The following is a 23,119-nucleotide window of genomic DNA, read 5'->3' as shown; positions in this document are numbered from 1 at the left end:
TTAGAGTCAATTCTAAGGCCTTTAGTGTTTGTTCAATTACCAGATGTGAACGCGATTTTCCGGTTTGATAAATAGTTTATCACCTTCTTTAATGTCAAAAGCTTTATAAAAAGCATCAACATGTTGAAGAGGTACATAAGCTCTATACATTCCAGGAGCATGCGGGTCTGTTTTTACTTGATTTTTAAGTGCTTCATCACGAGATTTAGTTCTCCAAATCGTAGCCCATGAAATAAAGAAACGTTGTTCTGGGGTGAAACCGTCGATTAAGCCCGGGTTACCATTTGCTTTTAGGTATAATTGCAAACCGTCATACGCAGCGTTAACACCGCCTAAATCACCAATGTTTTCTCCTAAAGTGAATTTTCCATCTACAAAGAAACCTTTGATTGGTTCCAGTTTACTGTATTCCGCAGCTAGGGCATCTCCAAGTTTAGTAAAACGACTTAAATCTTCGTCCGTCCACCAGTTGGATAGATTTCCATTAGAGTCATAACGCGCACCAGAATCATCAAATCCATGAGAAATTTCATGACCGATTACCGCACCAATACCACCATAATTGATTGCTTCATCTGCTTTGTAATCGTAGAAAGGCGGTTGTAAAATTGCCGCAGGGAATACGATTTCGTTATAAGATGGATTAAAGTAGGCATTCACCGTTTGTGGTGCCATACCCCAACGCGTTTTATCTACCGGTTTACCATAGTCTTCTATGTTTCTTTCCGTTTGCCATACCGATACATTTCTCATATTATCGAAAAAAGTTCCGCCATTTTTAGCATTTTTAACAGTCAATTTAGAATAGTCTTTCCACTTGTCTGGATAACCGATTTTTACGGTAAACTTATTCAATTTTTCAATAGCCCCTTTCTTAGTGGTTTCAGCCATCCAAGGAAGGTTATTGATTCTTACTTTATAAGCTTCAATAACATTGTCAATCATCGCTTTTGCTTTCGCTTTTGCTTCTGCAGGGAATTTTTTCTCTACATACAATTTACCTAAAGCTTCACCAACAGTAGCATTAACTACAGCTAAAGCACGTTCTTCAATAGGACGTTGCTCCACAGCTCCTTGAAGGGTTTTGCTGTAAAACTCCCAATTTGCTTTTTCGATAGCTGTGGTTAATTTATCCGATGAATCGTTGACTAAAGTCCATTTCATATAGGCTTTAATGTCGCTGATATCGGTTGTTTTTAAAATCACCTCTACCGCTTTCATATAGCGCGGCTCTGAAACAACGATAACATCCAGATTTTGGATTCCCGATGTCGTGATATACTGATTCCAATCAATAGTAGGAGTCATTTTTTGCAATTCCGCCAATTTCATAGGATTGTATGTTTTTCTGTCGTCTCTACGCTCTACACGGTCCAATTGTGGTTTAGCCAAAGCGGTTTCCAGGCTTAATACCTTAGCAGCATTTTTCTTAGCCACTTCAGGGGTTTCTCCTACAATTTGAAGCATTCTAGACACGTGAGCAACATATTTCTCACGCTTGTCTTTCATATCTGCATCTTGTAAAATATAATAATCGCGATCAGGTAAACCCAATGGACCTGTTCCCAAGTAAACCGTGTTTTTGTTAGAATCTTTAGCGTCTGCATAAACATAAGCACTATAGAAACCTAAACTTCCCTCTTTAGAAAGTTCTGAAATCAACGCGATAGCGTCTTTAGCCGTTTTTAGAGCATCGATTTTTGCCAAATACGGTTTTAAAGGATCGACACCCATTTTGTTTCTAGCAATCGTATCCATATACGTTTCGTAAACGGCGATAGCTTTGGCTTGATCGGATTTCGGATCGATTTTCGGATTCGCTACAGCCTCTTTTAAAATGGCTAAGGCATCAATGTCCGTGTTCTGTCTCAATTCATCAAAACTTCCCCAACGGGTTCTGTCTGAAGGAATTTCCGTTTTGTCGTACCAAGTTCCGTTTACATATCTGAAGAAATCATCCCCAGGTTTTACAGTAGTATCCATATACTCCAAAACAATTCCATGTTTCTCGATGGGAGTATCGGCTTTTACCTCTTCTGTCTTTTTGTCCTTGCAAGCAACCATAGCTAGCGTAGCAGCAGAAAACAATAATAACTTCTTATTCATTTTGTTTTTTTTAGTTTATTAAATTGATCACAAACAAAAGTATGAATTTATTGGTAAACGGGAGGGTTTTTTAAAAAAGCATAATAATTTTGTTACGGCATCAGCTTAGATAGCGGAAAATCGGTAAATTTTCTCAACGGTTAGATAAAAAACCTTTATACTGATTTTAACCTATTGTTATCAAGGCATTTCGTAAATTCGCAAAAAAAATAATTATGGCAGCATTTTTTAAAAAATATCGTTATTTCTTTTTGTTTTTCTTTTTGTTATGCGTGGGGATCATGATTATGTTTTACAATGCTTTAGCTTGGCGTAAAGCTTTGCCCGTTTATACACCATCTATGGTAAATCCGGAACTGGTAGATACTTTAGTACAACATCAAGCCAATAAGCAAAAACACATCATAGCACCTTTTAAATTTGCCAATCAAAATGGGGATACCATTACCAATAAAGATTACGACGGCAAGATCTATGTAGCGGATTTCTTTTTCACGACTTGTACGACTATTTGTCCCATAATGGGGGATAATATGGTCTGGTTACAAGATCAAATTAAAGATATGCCCGATGTGAAATTATTGTCGCATACAGTAACACCTGATATAGATAATGTAGCTGTTTTAAAGGCCTATGCCTTAAAAAAAGGGGTTATCGATCAAAAGTGGAATTTAGTTACAGGAGATAAAAAGGATATTTTTTATTTGGCTCGACAATCTTATTTGGCTGTTAAAACAGGATCACCCGATGAAATGTACGATATGGTGCATACCGAGAATTTTATCTTAGTAGATGGTAAGGGGCGTATTCGCGGATTTTATGATGGGACCAATTTAGATACTCCGGATCCAGAAGCAAAAAATGTAAAACAACTGTTAGAAGATATCCAATGGTTGAGTAAGCACGAGTCCAAATAAGTTAATACGGTTAAAAGTCAGGTTAATTAGGTATTAAAAAAGTATGAATGTTAGGTTATCCTTTTTTATTACTTATTTTTGTAAAGTGAATTAAATCTAAATAAGAATGGAGATCACCTTAGACGTATTGGGTAAAAACCAGAAAGCAACCATTATGGATTTCGATATGGAGCATATTCCTTTGAAACTTTTGGAAATGGGATGTTTGCCAGGAAATCAAGTGGAACTACTCGAGGTAGCTCCATTGGGAGATCCAATTTATCTATGTATAAATGAGGCACATATTGCAATTAGAAAAGAGTTAGCTAAGGAAATACGTGTAGAAATCAGAAAATAATTGTTGATGAAATCAAATTTAAAAGTTGCTTTAATCGGCAATCCCAACGTTGGTAAAACATCGGTTTTTAATGCCTTAACAGGTTTAAATCAAAAAGTAGGTAATTATCCTGGAATTACGGTTGAGAAGAAGGTAGGTTCTAGTAAGTTATCCGACGATGCTACCGCAACGATTATTGACCTTCCAGGTACATATAGTATCAATCCCAGTTCCGTAGACGAGCAAATAGTTTCGGATTTGTTATTGGACAAAAGCAATAAGTTTTATCCAGATGTTGCAGTTGTGGTTTCTGAAGTGGAAAACCTCAAACGCAATTTACTTTTATTTACACAGATAAAAGATTTGGGAATACCGACGATATTGGCTATAAACATGGCTGATAGAATGGAATTAAAAGGGATTTCTATGGATATTTCCATATTGGAATCGCAATTAAAAACCAAAATAGTCTTAATTAGTGCTCGTAAAAAAGAGGGGATAGATACTTTAAAACAGGCTATACTCGATTTTAAAACCATTGATCTAGAACCGTCGCTAAATGCATCTGAGATTGATCAGGCATTTTTTACGCAGTTACAAAACACTTTTCCAGAAGAGCCGCTGTATAAATTGTGGTTGGTGTTTACGCAAAATCTGCACTTAGGAGCCTTGGATCGGGCTGCTATTGAAAAATCAGGATTGCTCTATAAGGAATCCGACATCAAACGATTGCAACAAAAAGAGGTCGTTAAGAGGTATCAGTTTATCAACGATGTACTAAAAAAAGCATACCAAATTGATGCGAGTAAGGCCAAGGACTTGCGCAGTCGTTTAGATCGAATTTTAACTCATAAAGTTTATGGGTATTTGATTTTCTTCGGTATACTGTTATTGATTTTTCAGGCGATATTCGAATGGGCTAGTGTGCCGATGGATTTTATCGATGAATCCTTTTCAAATTTAAGTACTTGGCTTAAAGAGGTTATGGAACCCGGTAAATTGACTGATTTATTGGCAGATGGTATTATTCCCGGTATCGGTGGAATCATGCCTTTTATACCACAGATCGCTATATTGTTTATGTTTATAGCTATCTTAGAGGAAACGGGATATATGAGTCGGGTCGTCTTTTTGATGGATCGCGTGATGCGTCCGTTTGGATTGAGTGGAAAAAGTGTGGTACCGTTGATTTCTGGTAATGCTTGTGCTATACCCGCTATCATGTCTGCACGTAATATTGAAAACTGGAAAGAACGATTATTGACGATATTGGTCACCCCGTTTACAACGTGTTCGGCGCGATTGCCTATTTATGTCATCATCATTGCACTGGTAATTCCAGATCAAAAATTATTTGGATTTTTTAGCTTACAGGGTTTGACTTTAGGATTGCTGTACCTCATTGGTTTTTTCGCCGCTCTAGGTGCCGCTTGGGTATTGAATAAAGTGATTAAAGCTGAAGTAAAAACCTATTTTGTAGTGGAAATGCCCGGATACAAAATGCCAATCATTAAGAATGTTTTGTTGACCATGTTGGAAAAGACAAAAGCCTTTGTGTATGGTGCCGGTAAAATTATCTTTGTGTTGTCTATTATTATTTGGTTTTTAGGTGCACACGGTCCTGGAGAAAAGTTTAATAATGCCGAAGAAATCGTTGCAGAAAAATATGCAAGTCAGAATTATTCTGACGAAGAATTAGAAGAACATGTTGCCAGTTATCAATTGGAAAATTCGTATATTGGTATTATAGGAAAAGGTATAGAACCCGTGATCAAACCTTTGGGGTACGATTGGAAAATCGGTATTGCTGTATTGACTTCCTTTGTAGCCAGAGAGGTTTTTGTTGGAACTCTTGCAACTATATACAACGTGGGGTCCACAGATGAAGAGGAAACCATTAAAAACAGAATGGCGATGGAAGTAAGACCTGATGGCGAAAAGGTGTTTAATTTCGCAACGGGGATTTCTCTATTGTTGTTTTATGCTTTTGCCATGCAATGTGCTTCGACAGTTGCCATCACCAAAAGAGAAACCAATTCCTGGAAATGGACGATGTTTCAATTGGTTTTTATGACAGTCTTTGCCTATGTAGTAGCGTTGATTGCCTATCAATTATTAAAATAGAAAATTATGAACTATCAAGAAATCATAGCCTACGGTTTAGTAATAATTGCTGTTATCGTATTGTTGAAAAAGTTTTTTTGGAATCCCAAGAAAGGGAATGATAAAGATTCTTCTTGCGGCAGTGGCGGTTGTGGCTGTAGTTAAATTGTAGTATTATAAAATAGAATAGGCTGTCTCAATGAGATGGCCTATTTTTTTGTTATAACATATATCAAATTCTCGCCAATATCAATAACGTGAGTATACAGAAAATGACTAGCGTTTCACATACCACAAGAACACGGAGATTGGATCTGAAGCTTATCAAAATATTTGATAGAATACGAGAGCTGAATAAGCAGCTAAAAGCACCAAAGAATAACAAGGACGAACTCGATATTAAATCAGTTGTGTTTCCGCTTAAAATGGCTTTAAAATCGCGTGTTAATCCGCAAGTCGGACAAGTGATGCCGTAGGCTTGTGTGTAATAACACGAAATGCTGATAGGACTAAAGATTATAAACAATAAGCCGACAACAAAAACAGCCAAAAGTATATAATTGACAATTTTATAATTTAGAATAGCATTATTACTTAACTTCCTTGTCATCACCTAAAGTATCTTGATCGTACAAATACGTATCCTGTTCGTCAGAATTAGAAAAAATAGTATCGGTATCGCGGGAGTAATTGATTTCCTCTTGTAGGTTGAAAGGATACTGTTTGGCAAGTTTGGTTAGTACAAAATATTGTAGTCCGGCAACAAGTGATCCAATCACTGCTAATACTAAAGCGACGATTGCAAATAGTTTGGATTGTTGATGCCGTATCGAAATGCCTAAACCGATACTTGAAACCACTATAGCAAAGAGCCCAAAAATTAATGCTGTAACGCCTAGGCAGGGTATAAAAGAAATCAGTAAGGTCAGTATACCCAATATAAGACCGGCAATGCCTAGACCTTGCGCGGTTGTTTTATATGATTTATTGGAAAGGTTTTCCATTCGGATGATAAAATTAAGATTTTATTCGAGGGTTTTTACAAACAAATTACTGGCGATTTTTTTGGAAATCGTTACTTCTACGCCGTTGATCCGAACCAAATATGATTGGTCAAAAACTTCGATGTCCAATACTTCTATTTCGGTGCCCAATGACATATGTTGTTTGTCTAAGTACTGCAAAAAACTACTCGAAGAATCTTTTACACCAACGCAAATACATTTAATATTCTTTTTAACGTCGGATAATAAAAATTTATTAATCGTTTTAATCTCCCCTTTGGCGTTCGGAATCGGATCTCCATGCGGATCCTCTGTAGGATAACCCAAATAAGCATCGAGTTTATTGATCAATTTATCAGACTTTATATGTTCCAATTCTTCTGCTACATCGTGAACCTCATCCCATGAAAAACCGAGTTTCTCCACTAAAAAAACCTCCCATAAACGGTGTTTTCTGACGATCATTTTTGCGGCCATTAAGCCCGATGCAGTTAAGGTAACTCCTTGATACTTTTGATACTCTATCAGTTTTTTATCATTGAGTTTCTTAATCATATCCGTTACCGAAGACGCTTTGGTTTCAATGCGTGTAGCTATGGCATTGGTAGCTACACCTTTCTTTTGAAAAAGCGAAAGATGGTAAATCGTTTTAAGGTAATTTTCTTCTGAATAGGTTAGCATGATAAAGTTTTTTATAAAATACAAAAGTACATTCTTTTTTATTAATGAAATAATATTTAGATTTGCCTAAATATTATTTTAAACCTTATTAAATAAAAAATTATGAGAACACTAATACTTACTGTGGTGTTTGGTCTAATATCTGCTGTGGTTTTTGCGCAGACTGGTGTGAAAGGGCGGGTTTTATCGGGGGAGACTTCGTTAGTTGAAGCAGTGGTTAAGATTGAGAATACAACGATCGGTACAGTAGCTGATCAGGGCGGTTATTATGAGCTGACGTCGCTAAAACCGGGTAATTATACTTTACGAGTGGAGTATATCGGATATAAGACAGTTCGGCGTAAGTTATTGGTCATGGCTGATCAGATGACTACGGTCAATTTTGAGTTAGCTGTTGACGCTGATTTAAACGAAATTGTGGTTTCGGCTACTTTAAAACCGGTTTTAAAATCGGAGTCTGTGGTGCCTGTAGAGATTTATACACCAAAATTCTTACAGAAGAATCCTACTTCTTCTCTTTTTGAGGCGGTTCGATTGATCAATGGTGTGCAACCTCAATTAAATTGTAATGTTTGTAATACGGGCGATATACACATCAATGGAATGGAGGGGCCGTATACCATGATCTTGATTGATGGTATGCCGATCGTCTCTTCGCTTTCTTCAGTATATGGGCTTAGTGGTATTCCCAATAGTTTAATCGAGCGGGTTGAAGTGGTTAAAGGTCCGGCATCATCGCTTTACGGCACAGAAGCTATGGGTGGAATTATCAATGTGATCACTAAAGATGCGAAATCCGCACCTTTATTAAGCCTTGATGGATTTACAACTTCGTGGTTGGAGACGAATTTAGATGCGGCAATGAAGTTTAAGATTGGAGAAAATACCAACAGTTTGTTGGGGATTAACTACTTTAAATACGGCGAGCGCAAAGATCATAATAAAGATGGTTTTACAGATGTGACTTTACAAGAGCGGGTTTCGGTGTTTAACAAGTGGAACTTCGACCGCGCTGAGGGTCGTACGGCAAGTATGGCTGTAAGGTATCTGTATGAAGATCGCTGGGGTGGTGAAAACCACTGGAATCGCAAACGCGATCGCGGTGGAGATCAAGTTTATGGCGAAAGCATATTTACCAATAGAATGGAGGCAATAGGAATGTATCAATTGCCGACCACTCCAAACATCTATACACAGTTTTCGTACAACTGGCATCAGCAGAATTCCTTTTATGGAACAGAGTCCTATCAAGCCAAACAACAAGTGATTTTTGGACAGGCATATTGGGACAAAGAATTGCGCAATCACAGCCTCCTTGTCGGGACTTCATATAAATATACGTATTATGATGATGACACACGCGGTACAGGTATTTATGATGAAGACGGTTTGGTGGAGAACGATCCGATGAAACGCCCAAATCTTGGGATTTTTGTACAAGATGAATGGACTTTAAACAAACAGAACAAATTGTTGTTGGGCTATCGTTTTGATTATGACAAGGTACATAAGGGAATACATTCGCCTCGAATCGGATACAAATTTACGCCATCACCCCATCATGTTTTACGAGCCAGTTTTGGAACTGGTTTTCGGGTAGTGAATGTGTTTACAGAAGATCACAGAGCCTTAACCGGAGCTCGAGAAGTGGTTTTTGCCGAAGCCTTAAATCCAGAAAAATCGTATAACGCGAATTTGAATTACAGTTGGAAAGTACCGGCTTCCTTTGGGGTTTTTAATTTTGATGCGACAGCATTTTATTCCTACTTCACCAATAAAATTGATGCGGATACCGATACCGATCAAACTAAAATTATATATGATAATTTAGACGGTCATGCCATTTCTCAGGGATTGTCGCTTAATGTCGATGTCGTTTTTGATTTTCCTTTAAAATTGATGATGGGAGCAACTTATATGGAGGTGTATCGCAAGGAAGAGGGTGAAAGAAATTCGCTATATCACTCGCCAAAATGGTCTGGAAACCTTTTAGCTACCTATGATTTTGGAAGTGGTTTCTCTACCGATTTAACTGGTAATTGGACGGGGCCTATGCGCTTGCCTCGGGTAGAAGATGATTACCGACCGGAATATTCGCCTTGGGTAGTGCTAGCTAATATTCAAGTAACGAAAAAGTTTAACGAACGTTTTGAGATCTATGGAGGAGTTAAAAACCTTTTCAATACATTGCCCAAAGAAGATGCTATTGCAAGATGGTGGGATCCGTATGGAGAGCCGGGTAATGGCGTAACACCACCAGCGGGAAGAAACGATGTTATTTTTGAACCCAACGATTATAGCTATACCCCTTTGCAGGGAATTCAAGGGTTTTTGGGTTTGAGATATACGGTTTTTTAAGTGATCAGTAATCGGTGATCAGTAATCAGTATGGGTCGAGGTATGAATTGGTGTCCATGAAATACTTAATAGGGGCTAAAGCGAATTTGCTAATCAACATATAAGTAGCACAAATAAAAACTTTTTTTTAAGTGATCAGTAATCGGTGATCAGTAATCAGTATGGGTCGAGGTAAGAATTGGTGTCCATGAAATACTTAATAGGGGCTAAAGCGAATTTGCTAATCAACATATAAGTAGCACCAATACCCCCCTTTTTTTTAAGTGATCAATAATCGGTGATCAGTAATCAGTATGGGGCGAGGTATGATTTGATATCCATGAAATACTTAATAGGGCTAAAGCGAATTTGCGAATCAACAAATAAAAACAAAACATGAAAGAGTGGATTTGGATCATGGGGTTATTTACATGCATAAGCAACGCGCAAATCACCACGACTACTTTGGATAAGGTGGAGGATTTGATGGCAGTGGAGGCACGCCCTTTATTGATTTTTTTCTACACCGATTGGTGTAGCTATTGCGAATTGATGAAACAAAAAACCTTTTCCGATTCCGAAATAATAAAAGAGCTGAACCAGAATTACTATGTGATTTTCTTCGACGGAGAGTCTAAAGATGCGGTGAAATGGGATCATCGGCATTGGGGATTTAAGAAGCGCGGATTAAAATCGGGTACCCATCAGCTGGCCCTATATTTTGCCGAGCAAAGAGGAACAGTGACTTATCCGGCTATGGTTTTTTTAGATTCCAAATTTCAAAAAATATACCAGCACAACAGTTATCTTAAAGCGTCTGAATTACACGCACTTTTGAAAGTAGTTTATTGATTGTATTATTTTTTTGCTGAAAACGGCACCTTTTATAGGGTGCCGTTTTTTAATAAAGATGATTTTTAGACTAAGATTAATTTAGAGAACCGAGTGATTGTTTTAATATTTATAATTTAAAGCGGTTTGGTGTTATCTATAGTGACAGCATAATAATCAAATTAAGTTTTAAGGATTACGATCTTAATAGTTGTTCCTGTCCCAATTTTTGATTCGATGCTCCAAGTGCCATTCAATTCCTTAACGCGTTCTTCGAAATTGCGAAGGCCGATACCCTTATTTATCTTGGCTGTGTTAAAGCCAATTCCGTTGTCTTGAATTTTGATGACATAGGAGTCTGCATTTTCGAGGATAATGATAAAGCAACGGGTTGCCTGTGCGTGTTTTAAAATGTTTTGAATACCTTCTTGTAACAAGCGGTAAATATTTATTTTCTGATCATAGCTGAATCCAGACCAGTCTAGGTTTTTGGCGATCAACGATTCGAAGAAGGTGGTTTCGGTCGATTGTTTGTCGATTAAATCCTGAATGACCAACGAGAAATTGGATTGTGCAAAGGTGTTGTCCTTCAAATCGTGGGAGATCTGTCTGATCTGTTCAGAGGCGTGCTCTATATCAGCAACCAGTTTTTCTTTTTGCGAATCTTCAGTCGTTTTGTTTTGTCCGATATGAAGTTTGATGCTAAATAGCGTATTGATAATCCCATCATGCAGTTCTTTAGCGATGCGATTGCGTTCTTTGATCAATACTTGTTGACCGATTTCATCTTGCTGTAATAGTAATTTATATATAACTTCCTTAGAGTTTTGTTGTTCTTGTAAATAACGAAGGCGTTTGTTTTTAGTTTGCAACCGAAAGATAAAGAATACGGCAAGTAGTAATACACTTAGTGCTCCCAAGGCTAAACCCAATAGAGAAATCCGACGAATCAGTACCTCGTTTTTTTGTACAACCTCATTGGTCTCAAATTCGATTCGCGCAAATTTGTTACGGGTTAAGATCTCAATGTTCTTTAAACTGTCTTGAGTTTTGAAAAACAGATCGGAATAATATTGGTTTTTATCAGTATCATAGCTTGATAACAATTTTAAGGTCCTGACGATATCGTCACTACTTTTGTTTTCTTTGGCCATGACAAAAGCTTCCTTCCAATATTTCAAAGCGGCAGTAGTATCGCGGTAATGTATGTAATAATCACCGAGGCGAATCTTACTGGTAATGATGCCAGACTTAAGATCGATACTGTCTCTAATTTTGAGAGATTCCGTTAAAAGTGGAAAGGCTTTTTTGTGCTGGTTTCGCAACATATAATTATTGCCAAGATTGTTAAGTAGCATCGCATATAGCGCAGGTTTTTCCTTTTTTAGTTCGGACATCGATAGTCCCTTTAGATACAGTTTTCTGGCTTGATCGTGTTCGGATAGTTTATCGTAGATATTCCCTGTATTGTTATAGCTATTCGATAACGAATAACGAAGTTGTTGCGGATCTATATCCGTTTTTCGTAGATTTTCTAACTCTCGAAGGGCTTTTTGCTGATAGAATAGTGCGTCTTTGTATTGCGCATTTTGGCTTAGCGTTATCGATAGTAAATTATAACATTCATACAAGCTACGAGTATCAGAGTTCGAATTCAGTAGCTTTAATGTTTTAAGTACTTCGGCCTCACATTCGTTATAAATGCCTTCGTCAAATAAAATACTTGCTTTATAGATCGAAGTTTTGACTTGTTTTAGTGTATCGTTGAGTTTCTGGTATAGTTTATTTGATCTGGAATGATAGTAAAAGGCACTGTCTAATTGACTGCGTTGCTCGTGATAATCTCCTATGAAATAAAGTGCTTGTGCAATATGTGTAGAATCGTTTTCGCGGACTGACTGCTGATGCAGTTGTCGGCACAGGGAATAATATTTTTCACTAAATCCCAAATTGTAAGCAAGACCTGCAGTCTCGATCAAACGTTTTCTGTGATCTAAAGTGTTCTTCTCTGTCGATAGGAGCTGCGATAGAGAGTCTAAAACTTTCTCTTGATCACTGGGGAGTGTTGTAGATCTATTTAATTTTGATATATATTGTTGATATATTGTACTTTGTTTTTCCTGATTGTATTCTTTACAATGGATAAATAAAAAAAAAATCAAAAAATAAATATAGGGAGATTTCATAGATATTTTTGAAATATGGATTCTATCCCAAAAATATACAATCTGAAGATGATTTAGGTCATCTTCAGATTATTTATTGGTTAATAGGTTATGTTTTATTTCTTTTTGTCAATATCCTTTCCTAAATCGCCATTTTCTAAATTCGATTGTGTTGAATAAGTAGGAGGATTAGGAGGTATAGTGTCGGTAACACTTAAGTTGATAAGAGTCTCTTTTTTGGGTGCTAATTCATCGCTGTCTGATGTACAGGATTGAAAAGCTAATAAGGTGCTAAAAATTCCGAAAAGTAAAAGTGCTTTTTTCATGCTAAATAGTTTTAAAGTTGTTTTAAAGTTGTTTTAAAAAAGATTTTATCCGAATCTCATCAAGAGATTTAGAGCGCAGAAAAGCTGGGAATAGCTTGTTCTAGTTTGACGCAGATGACAATTAAAAAACATGTTTTAAAAGTTCCCTCATCCTTGTCAAACAATTGATTGTAAGGTTGATGTGTTGAGTTATAACCTATACAAAGTAAGTTTAGTCAAAGTGAAAAGCGAAGGATTTTAGCCCTTTATTAGTGAAAGGGTCGTGTTGAGGAGGATTGTTCTTAAACAAAAGGGTAAAGCGGCTGATTTTGAAATTATAGATGGAGTTGTTCGAGTATATAATCTAAACTTGCACGATAATTTGGCGAGATAGGAATGATTTCGCCGTTAATCAGATAACACTTTGCATGACTGAAGTGAATGCGATGCACGGCTTCAATATTGACGATATAACTTTTATGAATACGGACAAAATGATGAGGTAAATTCTGCTGATAGTATTTTAAAGTATTAAATGCCGCGACAGTTCTGTGGTCGAGTAAAACGATATCCGTGGTGTTATTATCTGCTTTGAGGTAAACGATTTCAGAGAATTTGATAAACTTATAATCGCTATATGATTTTATAGCTAAACTGGGATTGGTTTTAATGGGAACTCGATTTTTAAATCGTGCGATTGAAGAACCCAGTAAATGAATTTGGAGTGGTGTTATTAGATAGTCTGAAAATCCCGACTGTATCGCTTGTAGGGCTGCATCTACTTTCGGACTGAGGTAAATAAAATAGGTGAAATCAGTAAGCACTTCGTGTATGCGAGATATGCTGTCGAAATTCAATGGAGATTCTGGTGTCCCTAAGCTATTTTCAGCTATAAACACTAGGGTCGGTTTTTTCTTGAGTAACAATTCAAATATGGAATCGTCATTTTTAAAAATGCCCAAACAATTTAGATGAGGAAATAGGCGTAAGGTCTCTATCGTTTTTTCCGCCTCAACATCATTATGGTCGATAATGATAAAACTGTAAGACATGGATTAAAATTATTTCTACAAAGAAAAGTCTGATTATATTTTTTTATATATAGAAAAAAAGTATACTTTGTTAATAAAAAGCTAAAGCATGAATATTCTAGTAGTTGATGACCATCCGCTTATTATAGAAGGCTATATAAGCATTTTGCAAAGCGCCTTCCCTTTCTTTAAATTCTTTACTGCAAACACCATTAATGAGGCCTACAACGTGATGAAGAGAGAGGATCATATCGATTGTTTTATCTTAGATTATGACCTTCCGGTCTGTGATACTAGAAATATATCCAACGGAGCTGATTTGGCCAAAGAAATTAGGAAACATTTTTCGAGTTCTAAAATCGTGATGATAACGGCCCACGAGGAAATATTAACGGTTTACAACATTCATAAAAAAGTTTTCCCCGATGCTTTTATGATTAAAAAAGATGTGACTGCAGAGGTTATTGTTAAAGCGATTGACCAGGTTCAAAAAGAAGAACGATATTATAGTGAGGCGGTAAAATCATGTATTGGACAAATTGCTAAAAAAGAATTGATGTGGGAAGAAAACAACATTCAGATCTTACTGCTGTTATCCAAAGGTTATAAAATAAAAGATATTGGAGACCTGTTGTCTTTAAGCATGAGTACCGTGCAAAAAAGAATTTTACTGATGAAAGAGGCCTTTGATGTCATGGACAATGGAGGCTTGGTCAAGGAAGCTGTGATACAGAAGTATATTTAGGGTATTGTCGTGTTTTGTGTATTTACTGTGATTGCATGCTGTTTTAATTATATTTTTTAACATTTAATATCAAGTAATTATACTAAAAGTTAATACTTAGTATAATTTTACAAGCCAATCATTTATAGTGTTATATTAGATTAACGGTTAGGGAGAAAGTAGCCAGATTTTTCTTTTAATTCTAAAACAAAACAAGGGTTTGAGAAGATGGAGTGTTTATTTGTAAAGTTCATTTAGGAGGGGACTGATTAATACATCTACTATCAGACTTAAAGAGGTAAAGGCGGATAATAGTGATAACATTTTTAATGCTACATTGTTTAGGTTTTGAGGTTAATAATTTTTTTCCGCCCTTGCCTCTTTCAAAATGAGTCATTAAAAGTTTTTTATTCTAAAGTTTATAATCCACGCAGGAGGTGTTCTTCATTCATATTCACTATTGCCTGTTGCGTGGAACTAATTAACAGTTAAACTCCAAGCGCCATAGAGATTACTTGTAGAAGAGTGCATCGATCGAATCGTGTCGTATATATTGAAGAAAGGCTTCCTCGTCAAAATACCCCTGATGATCTAATATCTTAGGATTGAGATAGTCGGCTTCGTGTACTTGTTCCAAACTTGTTTTTTCGATAAATCTTCCGACTTTTCCTTCTATGATGTTGTGAAAACTCATTAGGTATTGGGAGCGTATTTCGTGCTCAGCTACGGTATAATGACCGTTTTCTGCAACGAGTATCGAGCTGATGTTATTGCCTATATAGGTTTCACAATCGTTTGATGAAGCGCCAAATAAAACCTGACACGATAAATCTCCCGAAGTGTATAAGGAACCAGTAACAATAATGTTTCTCGCTTTGATATCGGCGGTTACTATCAGAGTTACGTGATCCTCAATAAAAATATCTCCAGGTATATCAATATCGCCCTCTAGCAGAAGTACGCTATGACTAGCGCCAGGAAATGTGCTAAAATTTAAGGTTGTAGCACCCGATTTGTTGTCGATCAAATAAATCTCATAACTGTCCTCATCATTATTCATCTTCAAAAAAGACGCTCTGATCTGAGCCGCTCTTTCAACATCAAGCATTTGAAGAAACTGGTTCAGGGTTTCTGGGTTTAACTCATCTTTATTATAATTTAAGGATTCCAAGGCAGTTTGAACTGCCATATACAATTTTTCCGACTTGTTTTTTAATCGGTCATTTAATTGTTTTTCCGTTAATTTTTCCATGTCCAGTTGTTGTTGATTTTGATTTATATGAATCGTGATTGAAACGTTCATATAAATCAAAATGAGGTTGTGTACTATCCGATGAAAGAAAACTTATCTTCGAATAATTTTCCTATGACTGGAATCGGTTTTTCCTGATCATTTACAGCATTAATAATACCAAATACCCAAAGGATTAAAAGGATTAGCGTGATGTAATTTAAAAAGAATAAGGCAGGAACTATGCTGGTGACAATCGTCAACGCGATATTTAGTACGAAGGAGAAAATGAAAAATCCGAATCCTTGACGTAGGTGATAATTAACCAAGTTACTTTTGGGGTCTAAATCTCTGCTTTTGAAATAGGCAATTAACCAACCAATAATGGTGATGTAACTTAAAATGGAAAGTGTTTTATTACTCATAATAGTTTTATTTTTTGCCAAAAGTATTGTTCTCCAGAATACAGCACAATATTCACTTTGTATTTGGTATATCTGGATATGTATATGTGCGGGTTCGATTGTCACCTTGATCCTATTAGTCGCGCATTAATTTAAAAAATTCGTCTTTATGGGATCTTGAGATTGGAATCGAGATTCTGTCCTGCATCTGGACCATTCCATCCCGAGAGTAACTGACGATGAAATCGGTATTGATAAGATGCGACTGATGAACGCGTAAGAACTGAGGCTGTAAAAGAATTTCTTCATAGTGTTTCAAAGCTTTCGAAACGATGATTTTTTTTCCGCCATTCAAATAGAAGGTGGTGTAGGAACCAGACGTTTCGCAGCGAATAATATCGTTGATTTTGACAACATGCATCGCTTCTTGTGTTGGTAATACCAATCGCTCGGGGCTTTTTTTGCGATCGATGTTGAAGTGGGCCAGTTGGGTTTCCAAAACAAATTTTGGCTGACGTGCTGCAATGCGGTCGAGTGATTGACGAAGTTCTTCTGCATCAATCGGTTTTAAAAGATAATCGATAGCATTATACTTAAAGGCTTTTATTGCGTGTTCTTCGTAGGCAGTGGTAAAGATCAGGTGAAACGATTTATGCTTGGTTTTGTTTAACACATCGAAGCCTGTACCGCTTTCCAACATAATGTCCATAAAAACCAAGTCAGGTTTTAACTCATCAATCATGACTATAGCTTCTTCGGCATTGCTGGCTTGGCCAATAATTTGTGTTTTTTGAGGTGAAGCAATTTCTAATAATAGGGATAGTGCCTCGCGCAAATGATGTTCATCTTCTACAATAATTGTTCTATACATAGTGGTTAGATTATGGGAATGGTTAAGGTGACGATACAACCAGATTCTCCGGTTATGGGTTCGAGTTCACTTACCTTAAGTCGGGTATGTGGATTTTTTTGTAGCATCAAGGCCAGGCGCTCATTGGTGATCTTTAGAGATAAAGAGCGATGGGAGTCGGCTGTTTTTCGGTTTCGAGATTCTCCCAATCCGATGCCGTTGTCCAGTATGGTACAGATAAGTATGTTTTTTTCTTCTCGATAGCTAAAGTGTATATTTAAAAGTCCGCGTCTAAGGTCTGATAAAGGCTTTAGTCCGTGTTCTATAGCGTTTTCTATAAATGGTTGAATGAGTAATGGCGGTATTTGAAGTTGGAAATCGACACCGGCTTCACAGTCAATTTGATAATCAAAGCTGAAGTTCAACCGCAATTGTTGTAATTCGATATAGTTCTTTAATGTGTTGATTTCATCTTCCAAAGCGATGCTTTCTTGACGGGATTGCTCCAATACGCGGCGCGTCAGTTTAGCGAATTTAGACAGGTATGATACGGCGGTAATACGGTCATTTTGCAGAATCATACTTTGAATGTTGCCCAACAAGTTAAAAATAAAATGAGGATCCATCTGGGATTGAAGCAGACGCCGTTCCAAAGATATTTTTTCGGACAAAGCTTCTAAGGTCTCTTTCTCCATCAACTGTACTTTAAGCTCTGTGTTGATTTGTTGTTGCTGTAATATGTGCTCTCGGTTTTGATAGTAGCGTTGTCGGTAATAATAAGAACGATACATAAATATCAAACCAGTGAGTAAGACCGCGGAAATTCCATAACTCAAAAAATTTACTTTTTTCTGAAGCTCGTTTTTCTTCTCCAATTGATCTATACGTAAAAGCCTTTTTTCAGTTTCAAAGCGCGCATCGGTATTTTGCAAGATCTTCTGTACATTTTCATCGTATTTTAATTGATTGTATATGCTAAAGTGTTTGTCGTATTCGTAATAAGCTGCAAAATCATTCTCTCGTGCAGCGAGGTCTTTAAGGCAAGCATAAAAGGAGGCGAGCAGGTCGTTATCTTTATAGGGTAAGGTGAGTTGGTAAGCAATTCCATCTTTAAATAATTTTTCCGCCGTTCTATGTGCTCCTTTCTGTAGAAAATATTGACCGCGCAAGCCAAGAGAGCTGCGGTATAAGTTGCGGAAGTTATATTGCTTACCGATGTTAGTCGCTTCCTCAAGATTGGATAAAAAAGCGGACTCGTCGATCGGTTTTGGTCCAATCATATAGAGTGCCGCCATATTCAAATGCGCAATACCGATATTACTTTTACTAATGATGGCCGCGTCCGAAGTTGCAATCAACTTTAAAGTTTGCTGAAAAAAGTCAATAGCATGTTGCCACGACGATTGATCAAGAGGATCTATAGATTCATAGAGATAACTTCCTACAGCTAGTCTGGCGTGCAGTATGCTTTCGGGGTTTTTTGATAGCTCAGCATAACGCAACGCTTCATAGGCGAATTTTTTGGTTTTGTCCTCCGATCCTGTAGAAAAAAGATAGGATATATCTGCGCCGATTCGGGCACAGTGTTCATAGTCTGGTATTTTTTCATATAAACTGTATGCAATTAAAAAGTAATTCAACGCAGCTGAGCGATCATCGATATAAGACAATAATAAACCCATTGTCCAATTGGCGTATGCGATAGCTCTGTCGTTTTTTGTCGCCATAGCGGTGTTGTAAGAGTGCTCGGCATAATAGGTGAATTTTTTTAGATTTAATTTCCCTCTATAGGTCATCGCTAAATAGGCAGCACATATCGCCTCGTCCGATTTGCTGCCTTCTTTTTCTGCGAGAGCCAGTGCCTCATGTTGTATGCGCAGACTGCTGATACTATCCGTGAAGCGCAGGTTGTAGGCTTGTGCCGCCATCGTCTCCAAAGCAGAGCTTTCTTGAGCTCGACTGCTAACAGGTATGGACAGGAATACAAGAGTAAGCACTGTAAAGAAATAAACCGTTCGATGCCGCCGGTAGAATTGAGATAAATAAAGGAATAATGCTGTCATCTAGTTAATTTAGAAGTACTAATTTACTAAATAAACTATTAATGTGAATAATGGAGGGGGTTTCTGTGGTTTATTTATAGGGTTTTATCCCTGTTTTTAAGGGGAAATACCGTGGTTTTTTAAAGAATTTGTCAACTTTATCGCTAAATACAAACTCAACACAACTAAATGCCAATCGACTGAAACTGCGTGGTGAAATAAGTGCTAATCTTGTTAAATAAAAAGAAAAAATATGAAGAATTTTTTAAATTTTAGAACACTGTTATGTGTACTTGTTCTAACAGGTTTAGTTGCTGTATCCGCTCAAGCTCAAGGTCCGCGGTTAAGAGTAGAAATATCGATAAAAGATGGGAAAAACACAGTGGTTTCCAAACCCATTAATTTCTCAGTATCCTACTCCACACCTGTCAAACTTACTCCTGAGCAAATAGCAGAGGGTGTAGAATTAACGAAGCCGTTTTATGTTGTACTCAGTTATGAGGGACTAGATCTGCCTATGGTAAAAGCTTTTGCTCAAACGAAAGAATGTTTAAATGCAGATGTAATTGTGACCGATACCTATGGCAGACTTCCAACGCGTAAATTTGAATTAAAGGGTATGAGTTTGGAAGGTTTGAATGAACAGAATGGAGGAGAATACAGCAACTCCTATATAAATTTTAGTTGCGATGTCGTGGTGCTTGACGGTATAAAACTTCCTAATTAAGTTTTTCAGATCAGAAGCGAAAACAAAGTGTCAAACCCATTATGGGTTTGACACTACTATTTTAGAAAATCGTACAACGAGTTAGTTATCGCAAATTGCGAGAGTAAGTGTTTTTTAATGCTTTAGAAGGGCGATTTTTTTGAAAATTGAAATTACGAAAGAAATTAAGAATTAATTACGGTCATATAATGAAAGAGGAATTACAACGACAAGCAAAAGAAGCTTTAGAACAAGGAGACTACGCATTGGCGGCGAAAAATTGGGTACAAGGACATAGTCTCCCTTATGATGAAAATGAATTGAGCTGGATATTCAAACGGGTCAGCACTTTAAATGAGGCAGCGCCTAATCCTGATTTATGCGCTATTTTGGGACTAATTGCATTGGATTTTAATGAAATTTTTAATGAAGATCGCGAAGAGGCGCTGATACAATGTGTACAGTGGAGCGTGCTGGGAATTACACTAGACCCAGAGCATTACAGTTGTAATCGTCATGCAGGCTCCGCTCTATATTGGTTGAGGGACTGGGAGTCTGCGCTGAAATATTATCAAAAAGCTGTGGAGATTCTTGCATCACCTGTTTTGCAGATCAGGATATTTAACATGTTAAATGCGGGAGTGGAACAACCCGATACTTCAAGTCTTCAAATTGATGTAACCACTGATCAGGCTATGGAAGTTTATAACGCTGGTGTGGAACTTACGTATCTAACCGATAGAGCGATTGGAAATGAGGAGGAGTATAAAAGGTTGACGAGTCTAAAACGAGCCTGTTACGATCGGGCTTATTCCTTGTATCGAGCCGCGGTTATTGAGAATAACGGGGATCTACTCAATGCGAATCCTGAGATGTTTTCTTTAACTTGTAGTAACTTGTCTATATTATTAAGTGATGAAAAGGATTATGATGGAGCTATCGCGATTACTACTGAAGGAATGCAAGTTTACCCGTTTATCTCTATTTTACAAAATCGATTTGGAGCTGAAGTTGATGCGGGTTATACGGAGGAATATATAACGGATGGAGTGCGCCTTATTGATGATTATGGAGAGCAGATGGATTTAGAGACGTATTTTAGTACGATAGACTTTATCTGCGCCGGTTATGTGGAATTGAAATTGTATCATGAGGCATTGGAGTGGGTACAAGTGGGTTTCGAGGTCTATTATTCCATAGACCCTACAGATGAAATAATCCAAGATGAAGAAATCGTTCGTTGTTTTACCAATTTTTATATCTATAAGGCTAAGGCTGAAAGTGCTTTGGGGGTGGCACCTACTCTGGAAGAAAGCGCTGAAAATGCCGACCAAATTCTAGAGCAGGTACTGGACAATCCCAGTGTATTGATTAGTAGAGCCAATATATGGATTGACCAAGGTAATTTTGAAAAAGCGATGGAATGTTATCAATATGCCATCCATTTTGCCGCGGAAAAAGAGATGACAAGATCGTTGCAGGTCGCTTTTTATAATATGGGATACCTACAGGTAGTGCACTTGAAAGATGATAAGGCTGCATTAGATAGTTTTGAACACAGTATCGAAATCGGTAATCTGGATTTTTGGTGTTTTTACTGGGCAGTGCATTGCGCTTACAATGTAGTTAACAATGAAAAAACGATTCAATATGCTCAAAGCGCCTTAGATGCTTTAGCAAAACAAGAAGGAGTTACTTCGGATATTATAGCTGAAATTTACGAACATCTCGGTGCTGCGCAAATGGATTTAGGACAGTATAATGAGGCGGTGGGGAATTTGGAGTCTGCGCTGAAATATCAGGAAAGTGACGTAGCTAGAGAGAATCTCAAAATTGCAACAGCGCATGCGAATTCTTCGCAGAGCTTCTTTAAGAAGTTTTTCCGAAAATAGAAAGCCCGCTATAAGGCTTTGACCTTCCTAATTGCCATTTCTAAACAACAGCCGCCTTTAAATAATATTTTATTGGCGGTTTTTTTGAAGGTGTCAATGTATGGCTGTTTTTGATAAAGATAGCTGTGTTTTTATTACACAAGAAATACAAACTTTAACATTTCGTATCATTAAATGATATTAATCGTTAAAGTGCGCTCGCTAATTGGGTTCTTTTTAAAATTTTAAATACTTTAACATTAGAAAACAAATGAACGTTTTTTTATACAATGGAGTAGTGAATTGGGGCAACCCAAAGGTCTCTTCTATATTTAATTATGCTTTGTTCGTGTCTTGTATCTGGTTTATCTACATACAATTCGACGGATAGAGGAACAAAAAAAGTATTATGAGATTTTTATTAATAGACAATCATCCTTTGACATTAGCAGGTTACGTTTCTATACTTCAAAAATACGACAGAGACGCGCTGTTCTATCAGGCGAGTACTTTGTCAGAAGTGTTGGAAATTCTAAGTTCGGAAGCGGTTATTGACATAGTGGTTATGGATTGCAATATTGGAGGGCATAAACAAGCGCAAATGAATAACGGTATCGATTGGATAAGAAGTATAAAATTGATGCATGTTTCTGCGAAGATTTTGCTGATTACAGCACATAAAGAAGTGTTATCCGTTTATCAAATTCACAAAAAAGTATTTCCTGATGGCTTATTAATCAAAAGTGACGTTTCCTTAGAGGTGCTTTGTGAAGCTATAGATGCGGTTTTGAAGGGGGAGCGTTTCTATAGCGAAGAGGTTCACAAGCAAATGGCTGAGATGAGCAAAAACTCGCTAATGCGCGAGCATCGTAATATAGAAATACTGATGCTTTTAACTCAAGGTTATAAAGCAAAGGAAATTAGTGAAATGTTGTTTCTCAGCGAAGCCGCTATTCACAAAAGGATCGGTTTGATGAAAAAAAACTTTAGAGCTCCTGATAGCACGGGACTGGTTAAAATTGCTGTAAAAAAAGGTTTTGTCTGAAAAAAATACAACAAACCCTAATCCCTAAGGTGGTGGATTAGTAAAAGTAATTTGTGATGAATATGACCAAATTGGCAGTTTATACCATAGTTTTACTGTTGGTAGTTGCCATGATTTTGTTGAGTATACCAGATTTGGATAAAGAATGTGTAAGGGATTTAGTGATCTTACCTGCTTGTATAATTGCGTCGCGCTTACTCTTGGTCAAGTCGCGTAAGCGCTAGGAAAATAAGCGCTGTTGGTTGTTTTATAGGTTCTGTGTTAACTGTAGTTAAAGTCAATTTCAATCAGATTTTATAGAGATTAGAAACGGCGGGTTATTTAGAATCATTTTAAAATACGGAAAACAGCTCTAGTTTTAATAGCGTGGAAGTTCGCTAAACTCCACGAAATAAGCGATTCTCTGCTAGTACATTAGAACCAAATATGCGAAAATCACTAAAACCATAA

At 37.1% G+C, this 23,119-nt stretch carries 22 protein-coding genes; 12 read left to right on the top strand and 10 right to left on the bottom strand.

Features of this window, described 5'->3' with window-relative positions; genetic code table 11:
• Nucleotides 1-36: 36 nt before the first annotated feature.
• Entirely contained in the window at nt 37-2,106 is a 2,070-nt protein-coding gene (locus L1275_RS10190; protein WP_253472417.1) for a M13 family metallopeptidase, read from the bottom strand.
• Between the two features lie 215 nt (nt 2,107-2,321).
• Here L1275_RS10190 and L1275_RS10185 point away from each other — a divergent pair, with 215 nt between their 5' ends.
• From L1275_RS10185 to L1275_RS10165, 5 genes are all read left to right on the top strand, one after another.
• Nucleotides 2,322-3,023 carry an SCO family protein gene (locus tag L1275_RS10185; protein WP_253472414.1) on the top strand — a complete coding sequence of 234 codons (702 nt, stop codon included), beginning with the start codon at nt 2,322-2,324 and terminating at the stop codon, nt 3,021-3,023.
• Nucleotides 3,024-3,129: 106 nt separating this feature from the next.
• Complete coding sequence (locus L1275_RS10180) at nt 3,130-3,360, top strand: FeoA family protein (protein ID WP_253472411.1); 231 nt, start codon at nt 3,130-3,132, stop codon at nt 3,358-3,360.
• A gap of 6 nt (nt 3,361-3,366) precedes the next feature.
• Nucleotides 3,367-5,463, top strand: coding sequence for a ferrous iron transport protein B (gene feoB, locus L1275_RS10175; protein ID WP_253472408.1), 2,097 nt, complete (start codon nt 3,367-3,369; stop codon nt 5,461-5,463).
• Between the two features lie 6 nt (nt 5,464-5,469).
• On the top strand, nt 5,470-5,607 hold the full coding sequence (locus tag L1275_RS10170; RefSeq protein WP_253472405.1) for a FeoB-associated Cys-rich membrane protein: 138 nt from the start codon (nt 5,470-5,472) through the stop codon (nt 5,605-5,607).
• Nucleotides 5,608-5,699: 92 nt separating this feature from the next.
• Nucleotides 5,700-5,918, top strand: a complete 219-nt coding sequence (locus L1275_RS10165; protein ID WP_253472402.1) for a hypothetical protein — start codon at nt 5,700-5,702, stop codon at nt 5,916-5,918.
• A gap of 114 nt (nt 5,919-6,032) precedes the next feature.
• Here the strand turns inward: L1275_RS10165 and L1275_RS10160 are convergent, their stop codons facing one another.
• A complete protein-coding gene (locus tag L1275_RS10160; RefSeq protein WP_253472398.1) occupies nt 6,033-6,446 on the bottom strand; it encodes a hypothetical protein in 414 nt (137 codons plus the stop codon).
• 21 nt (nt 6,447-6,467) lie between these two features.
• On the bottom strand, nt 6,468-7,127 hold the full coding sequence (locus L1275_RS10155; RefSeq protein WP_253472396.1) for a metal-dependent transcriptional regulator: 660 nt from the start codon (nt 7,125-7,127) through the stop codon (nt 6,468-6,470).
• Between the two features lie 102 nt (nt 7,128-7,229).
• Between L1275_RS10155 and L1275_RS10150 the strand changes: the two genes are divergently transcribed.
• Together L1275_RS10150 and L1275_RS10145 are read left to right on the top strand one after the other, a co-directional pair.
• Entirely contained in the window at nt 7,230-9,485 is a 2,256-nt protein-coding gene (locus L1275_RS10150; RefSeq protein WP_253472394.1) for a TonB-dependent receptor, read from the top strand.
• A 375-nt stretch (nt 9,486-9,860) separates the two neighbouring features.
• The gene (locus L1275_RS10145) at nt 9,861-10,316 is read left to right on the top strand and encodes a thioredoxin family protein (RefSeq protein WP_253472392.1); all 456 of its coding nucleotides are present in this window, start codon (nt 9,861-9,863) and stop codon (nt 10,314-10,316) included.
• Between the two features lie 161 nt (nt 10,317-10,477).
• Here the strand turns inward: L1275_RS10145 and L1275_RS10140 are convergent, their stop codons facing one another.
• The 3 genes from L1275_RS10140 to L1275_RS10130 form a co-directional block, all read right to left on the bottom strand.
• Nucleotides 10,478-12,481, bottom strand: a complete 2,004-nt coding sequence (locus L1275_RS10140; protein ID WP_253472390.1) for a tetratricopeptide repeat-containing sensor histidine kinase — start codon at nt 12,479-12,481, stop codon at nt 10,478-10,480.
• 95 nt (nt 12,482-12,576) lie between these two features.
• Complete coding sequence (locus L1275_RS10135; protein ID WP_253472388.1) at nt 12,577-12,786, bottom strand: hypothetical protein; 210 nt, start codon at nt 12,784-12,786, stop codon at nt 12,577-12,579.
• Between the two features lie 314 nt (nt 12,787-13,100).
• On the bottom strand, nt 13,101-13,817 hold the full coding sequence (locus L1275_RS10130; protein ID WP_253472386.1) for a LytTR family DNA-binding domain-containing protein: 717 nt from the start codon (nt 13,815-13,817) through the stop codon (nt 13,101-13,103).
• 88 nt (nt 13,818-13,905) lie between these two features.
• Here L1275_RS10130 and L1275_RS10125 point away from each other — a divergent pair, with 88 nt between their 5' ends.
• On the top strand, nt 13,906-14,541 hold the full coding sequence (locus tag L1275_RS10125; RefSeq protein ID WP_253472384.1) for a response regulator transcription factor: 636 nt from the start codon (nt 13,906-13,908) through the stop codon (nt 14,539-14,541).
• Between the two features lie 490 nt (nt 14,542-15,031).
• On the opposite strand, the gene L1275_RS10120 is transcribed toward L1275_RS10125, so the two are convergent.
• The 4 genes from L1275_RS10120 to L1275_RS10105 form a co-directional block, all read right to left on the bottom strand.
• Entirely contained in the window at nt 15,032-15,823 is a 792-nt protein-coding gene (locus L1275_RS10120; protein WP_253472382.1) for a hypothetical protein, read from the bottom strand.
• Nucleotides 15,824-15,846: 23 nt separating this feature from the next.
• The gene (locus tag L1275_RS10115; protein ID WP_253472380.1) at nt 15,847-16,176 is read right to left on the bottom strand and encodes a DUF4870 domain-containing protein; all 330 of its coding nucleotides are present in this window, start codon (nt 16,174-16,176) and stop codon (nt 15,847-15,849) included.
• 115 nt (nt 16,177-16,291) lie between these two features.
• Nucleotides 16,292-17,026, bottom strand: coding sequence for a LytTR family DNA-binding domain-containing protein (locus L1275_RS10110; RefSeq protein WP_253472378.1), 735 nt, complete (start codon nt 17,024-17,026; stop codon nt 16,292-16,294).
• A 5-nt stretch (nt 17,027-17,031) separates the two neighbouring features.
• Nucleotides 17,032-19,068, bottom strand: a complete 2,037-nt coding sequence (locus L1275_RS10105) for a sensor histidine kinase (protein WP_253472376.1) — start codon at nt 19,066-19,068, stop codon at nt 17,032-17,034.
• 232 nt (nt 19,069-19,300) lie between these two features.
• On the opposite strand from L1275_RS10105, the gene L1275_RS10100 reads away from it, so the two are divergent.
• From L1275_RS10100 to L1275_RS10085, 4 genes are all read left to right on the top strand, one after another.
• On the top strand, nt 19,301-19,774 hold the full coding sequence (locus L1275_RS10100) for a hypothetical protein (RefSeq protein ID WP_253472374.1): 474 nt from the start codon (nt 19,301-19,303) through the stop codon (nt 19,772-19,774).
• A gap of 188 nt (nt 19,775-19,962) precedes the next feature.
• Nucleotides 19,963-21,645: a tetratricopeptide repeat protein gene (locus L1275_RS10095; protein ID WP_253472373.1), complete on the top strand. Its 1,683-nt coding sequence runs from the start codon at nt 19,963-19,965 to the stop codon at nt 21,643-21,645.
• A gap of 388 nt (nt 21,646-22,033) precedes the next feature.
• Nucleotides 22,034-22,669, top strand: a complete 636-nt coding sequence (locus L1275_RS10090) for a response regulator transcription factor (protein ID WP_253472371.1) — start codon at nt 22,034-22,036, stop codon at nt 22,667-22,669.
• A 56-nt stretch (nt 22,670-22,725) separates the two neighbouring features.
• Complete coding sequence (locus L1275_RS10085; protein ID WP_253472369.1) at nt 22,726-22,893, top strand: hypothetical protein; 168 nt, start codon at nt 22,726-22,728, stop codon at nt 22,891-22,893.
• Nucleotides 22,894-23,119: the final 226 nt, after the last annotated feature.

Source organism: Flavobacterium sp. HSC-61S13, assembly GCF_024171535.1.
Classification (GTDB): Bacteria; Bacteroidota; Bacteroidia; order Flavobacteriales; family Flavobacteriaceae; genus Flavobacterium.
This window is presented reverse-complemented; position numbering and strand designations above follow the sequence as displayed.

Excerpts from the sequence above, each read along its gene's own strand:
- feoB (WP_253472408.1), top strand. The coding sequence starts at position 3,367 with ATGAAATCAAATTTAAAAGTTGCTTTAATCGGCAATCCCAACGTTGGT.
- L1275_RS10105 (WP_253472376.1), bottom strand. The coding sequence starts at position 19,068 with ATGACAGCATTATTCCTTTATTTATCTCAATTCTACCGGCGGCATCGA.
- L1275_RS10140 (WP_253472390.1), bottom strand. The coding sequence starts at position 12,481 with ATGAAATCTCCCTATATTTATTTTTTGATTTTTTTTTTATTTATCCAT.
- L1275_RS10145 (WP_253472392.1), top strand. The coding sequence starts at position 9,861 with ATGAAAGAGTGGATTTGGATCATGGGGTTATTTACATGCATAAGCAAC.
- L1275_RS10160 (WP_253472398.1), bottom strand. The coding sequence starts at position 6,446 with ATGGAAAACCTTTCCAATAAATCATATAAAACAACCGCGCAAGGTCTA.
- L1275_RS10180 (WP_253472411.1), top strand. The coding sequence starts at position 3,130 with ATGGAGATCACCTTAGACGTATTGGGTAAAAACCAGAAAGCAACCATT.
- L1275_RS10150 (WP_253472394.1), top strand. The coding sequence starts at position 7,230 with ATGAGAACACTAATACTTACTGTGGTGTTTGGTCTAATATCTGCTGTG.
- L1275_RS10170 (WP_253472405.1), top strand. The coding sequence starts at position 5,470 with ATGAACTATCAAGAAATCATAGCCTACGGTTTAGTAATAATTGCTGTT.
- L1275_RS10115 (WP_253472380.1), bottom strand. The coding sequence starts at position 16,176 with ATGAGTAATAAAACACTTTCCATTTTAAGTTACATCACCATTATTGGT.
- L1275_RS10085 (WP_253472369.1), top strand. The coding sequence starts at position 22,726 with ATGAATATGACCAAATTGGCAGTTTATACCATAGTTTTACTGTTGGTA.
- L1275_RS10110 (WP_253472378.1), bottom strand. The coding sequence starts at position 17,026 with ATGTATAGAACAATTATTGTAGAAGATGAACATCATTTGCGCGAGGCA.
- L1275_RS10190 (WP_253472417.1), bottom strand. The coding sequence starts at position 2,106 with ATGAATAAGAAGTTATTATTGTTTTCTGCTGCTACGCTAGCTATGGTT.
- L1275_RS10185 (WP_253472414.1), top strand. The coding sequence starts at position 2,322 with ATGGCAGCATTTTTTAAAAAATATCGTTATTTCTTTTTGTTTTTCTTT.
- L1275_RS10120 (WP_253472382.1), bottom strand. The coding sequence starts at position 15,823 with ATGAACGTTTCAATCACGATTCATATAAATCAAAATCAACAACAACTG.
- L1275_RS10130 (WP_253472386.1), bottom strand. The coding sequence starts at position 13,817 with ATGTCTTACAGTTTTATCATTATCGACCATAATGATGTTGAGGCGGAA.
- L1275_RS10090 (WP_253472371.1), top strand. The coding sequence starts at position 22,034 with ATGAGATTTTTATTAATAGACAATCATCCTTTGACATTAGCAGGTTAC.
- L1275_RS10095 (WP_253472373.1), top strand. The coding sequence starts at position 19,963 with ATGAAAGAGGAATTACAACGACAAGCAAAAGAAGCTTTAGAACAAGGA.
- L1275_RS10135 (WP_253472388.1), bottom strand. The coding sequence starts at position 12,786 with ATGAAAAAAGCACTTTTACTTTTCGGAATTTTTAGCACCTTATTAGCT.
- L1275_RS10125 (WP_253472384.1), top strand. The coding sequence starts at position 13,906 with ATGAATATTCTAGTAGTTGATGACCATCCGCTTATTATAGAAGGCTAT.
- L1275_RS10155 (WP_253472396.1), bottom strand. The coding sequence starts at position 7,127 with ATGCTAACCTATTCAGAAGAAAATTACCTTAAAACGATTTACCATCTT.
- L1275_RS10100 (WP_253472374.1), top strand. The coding sequence starts at position 19,301 with ATGAAGAATTTTTTAAATTTTAGAACACTGTTATGTGTACTTGTTCTA.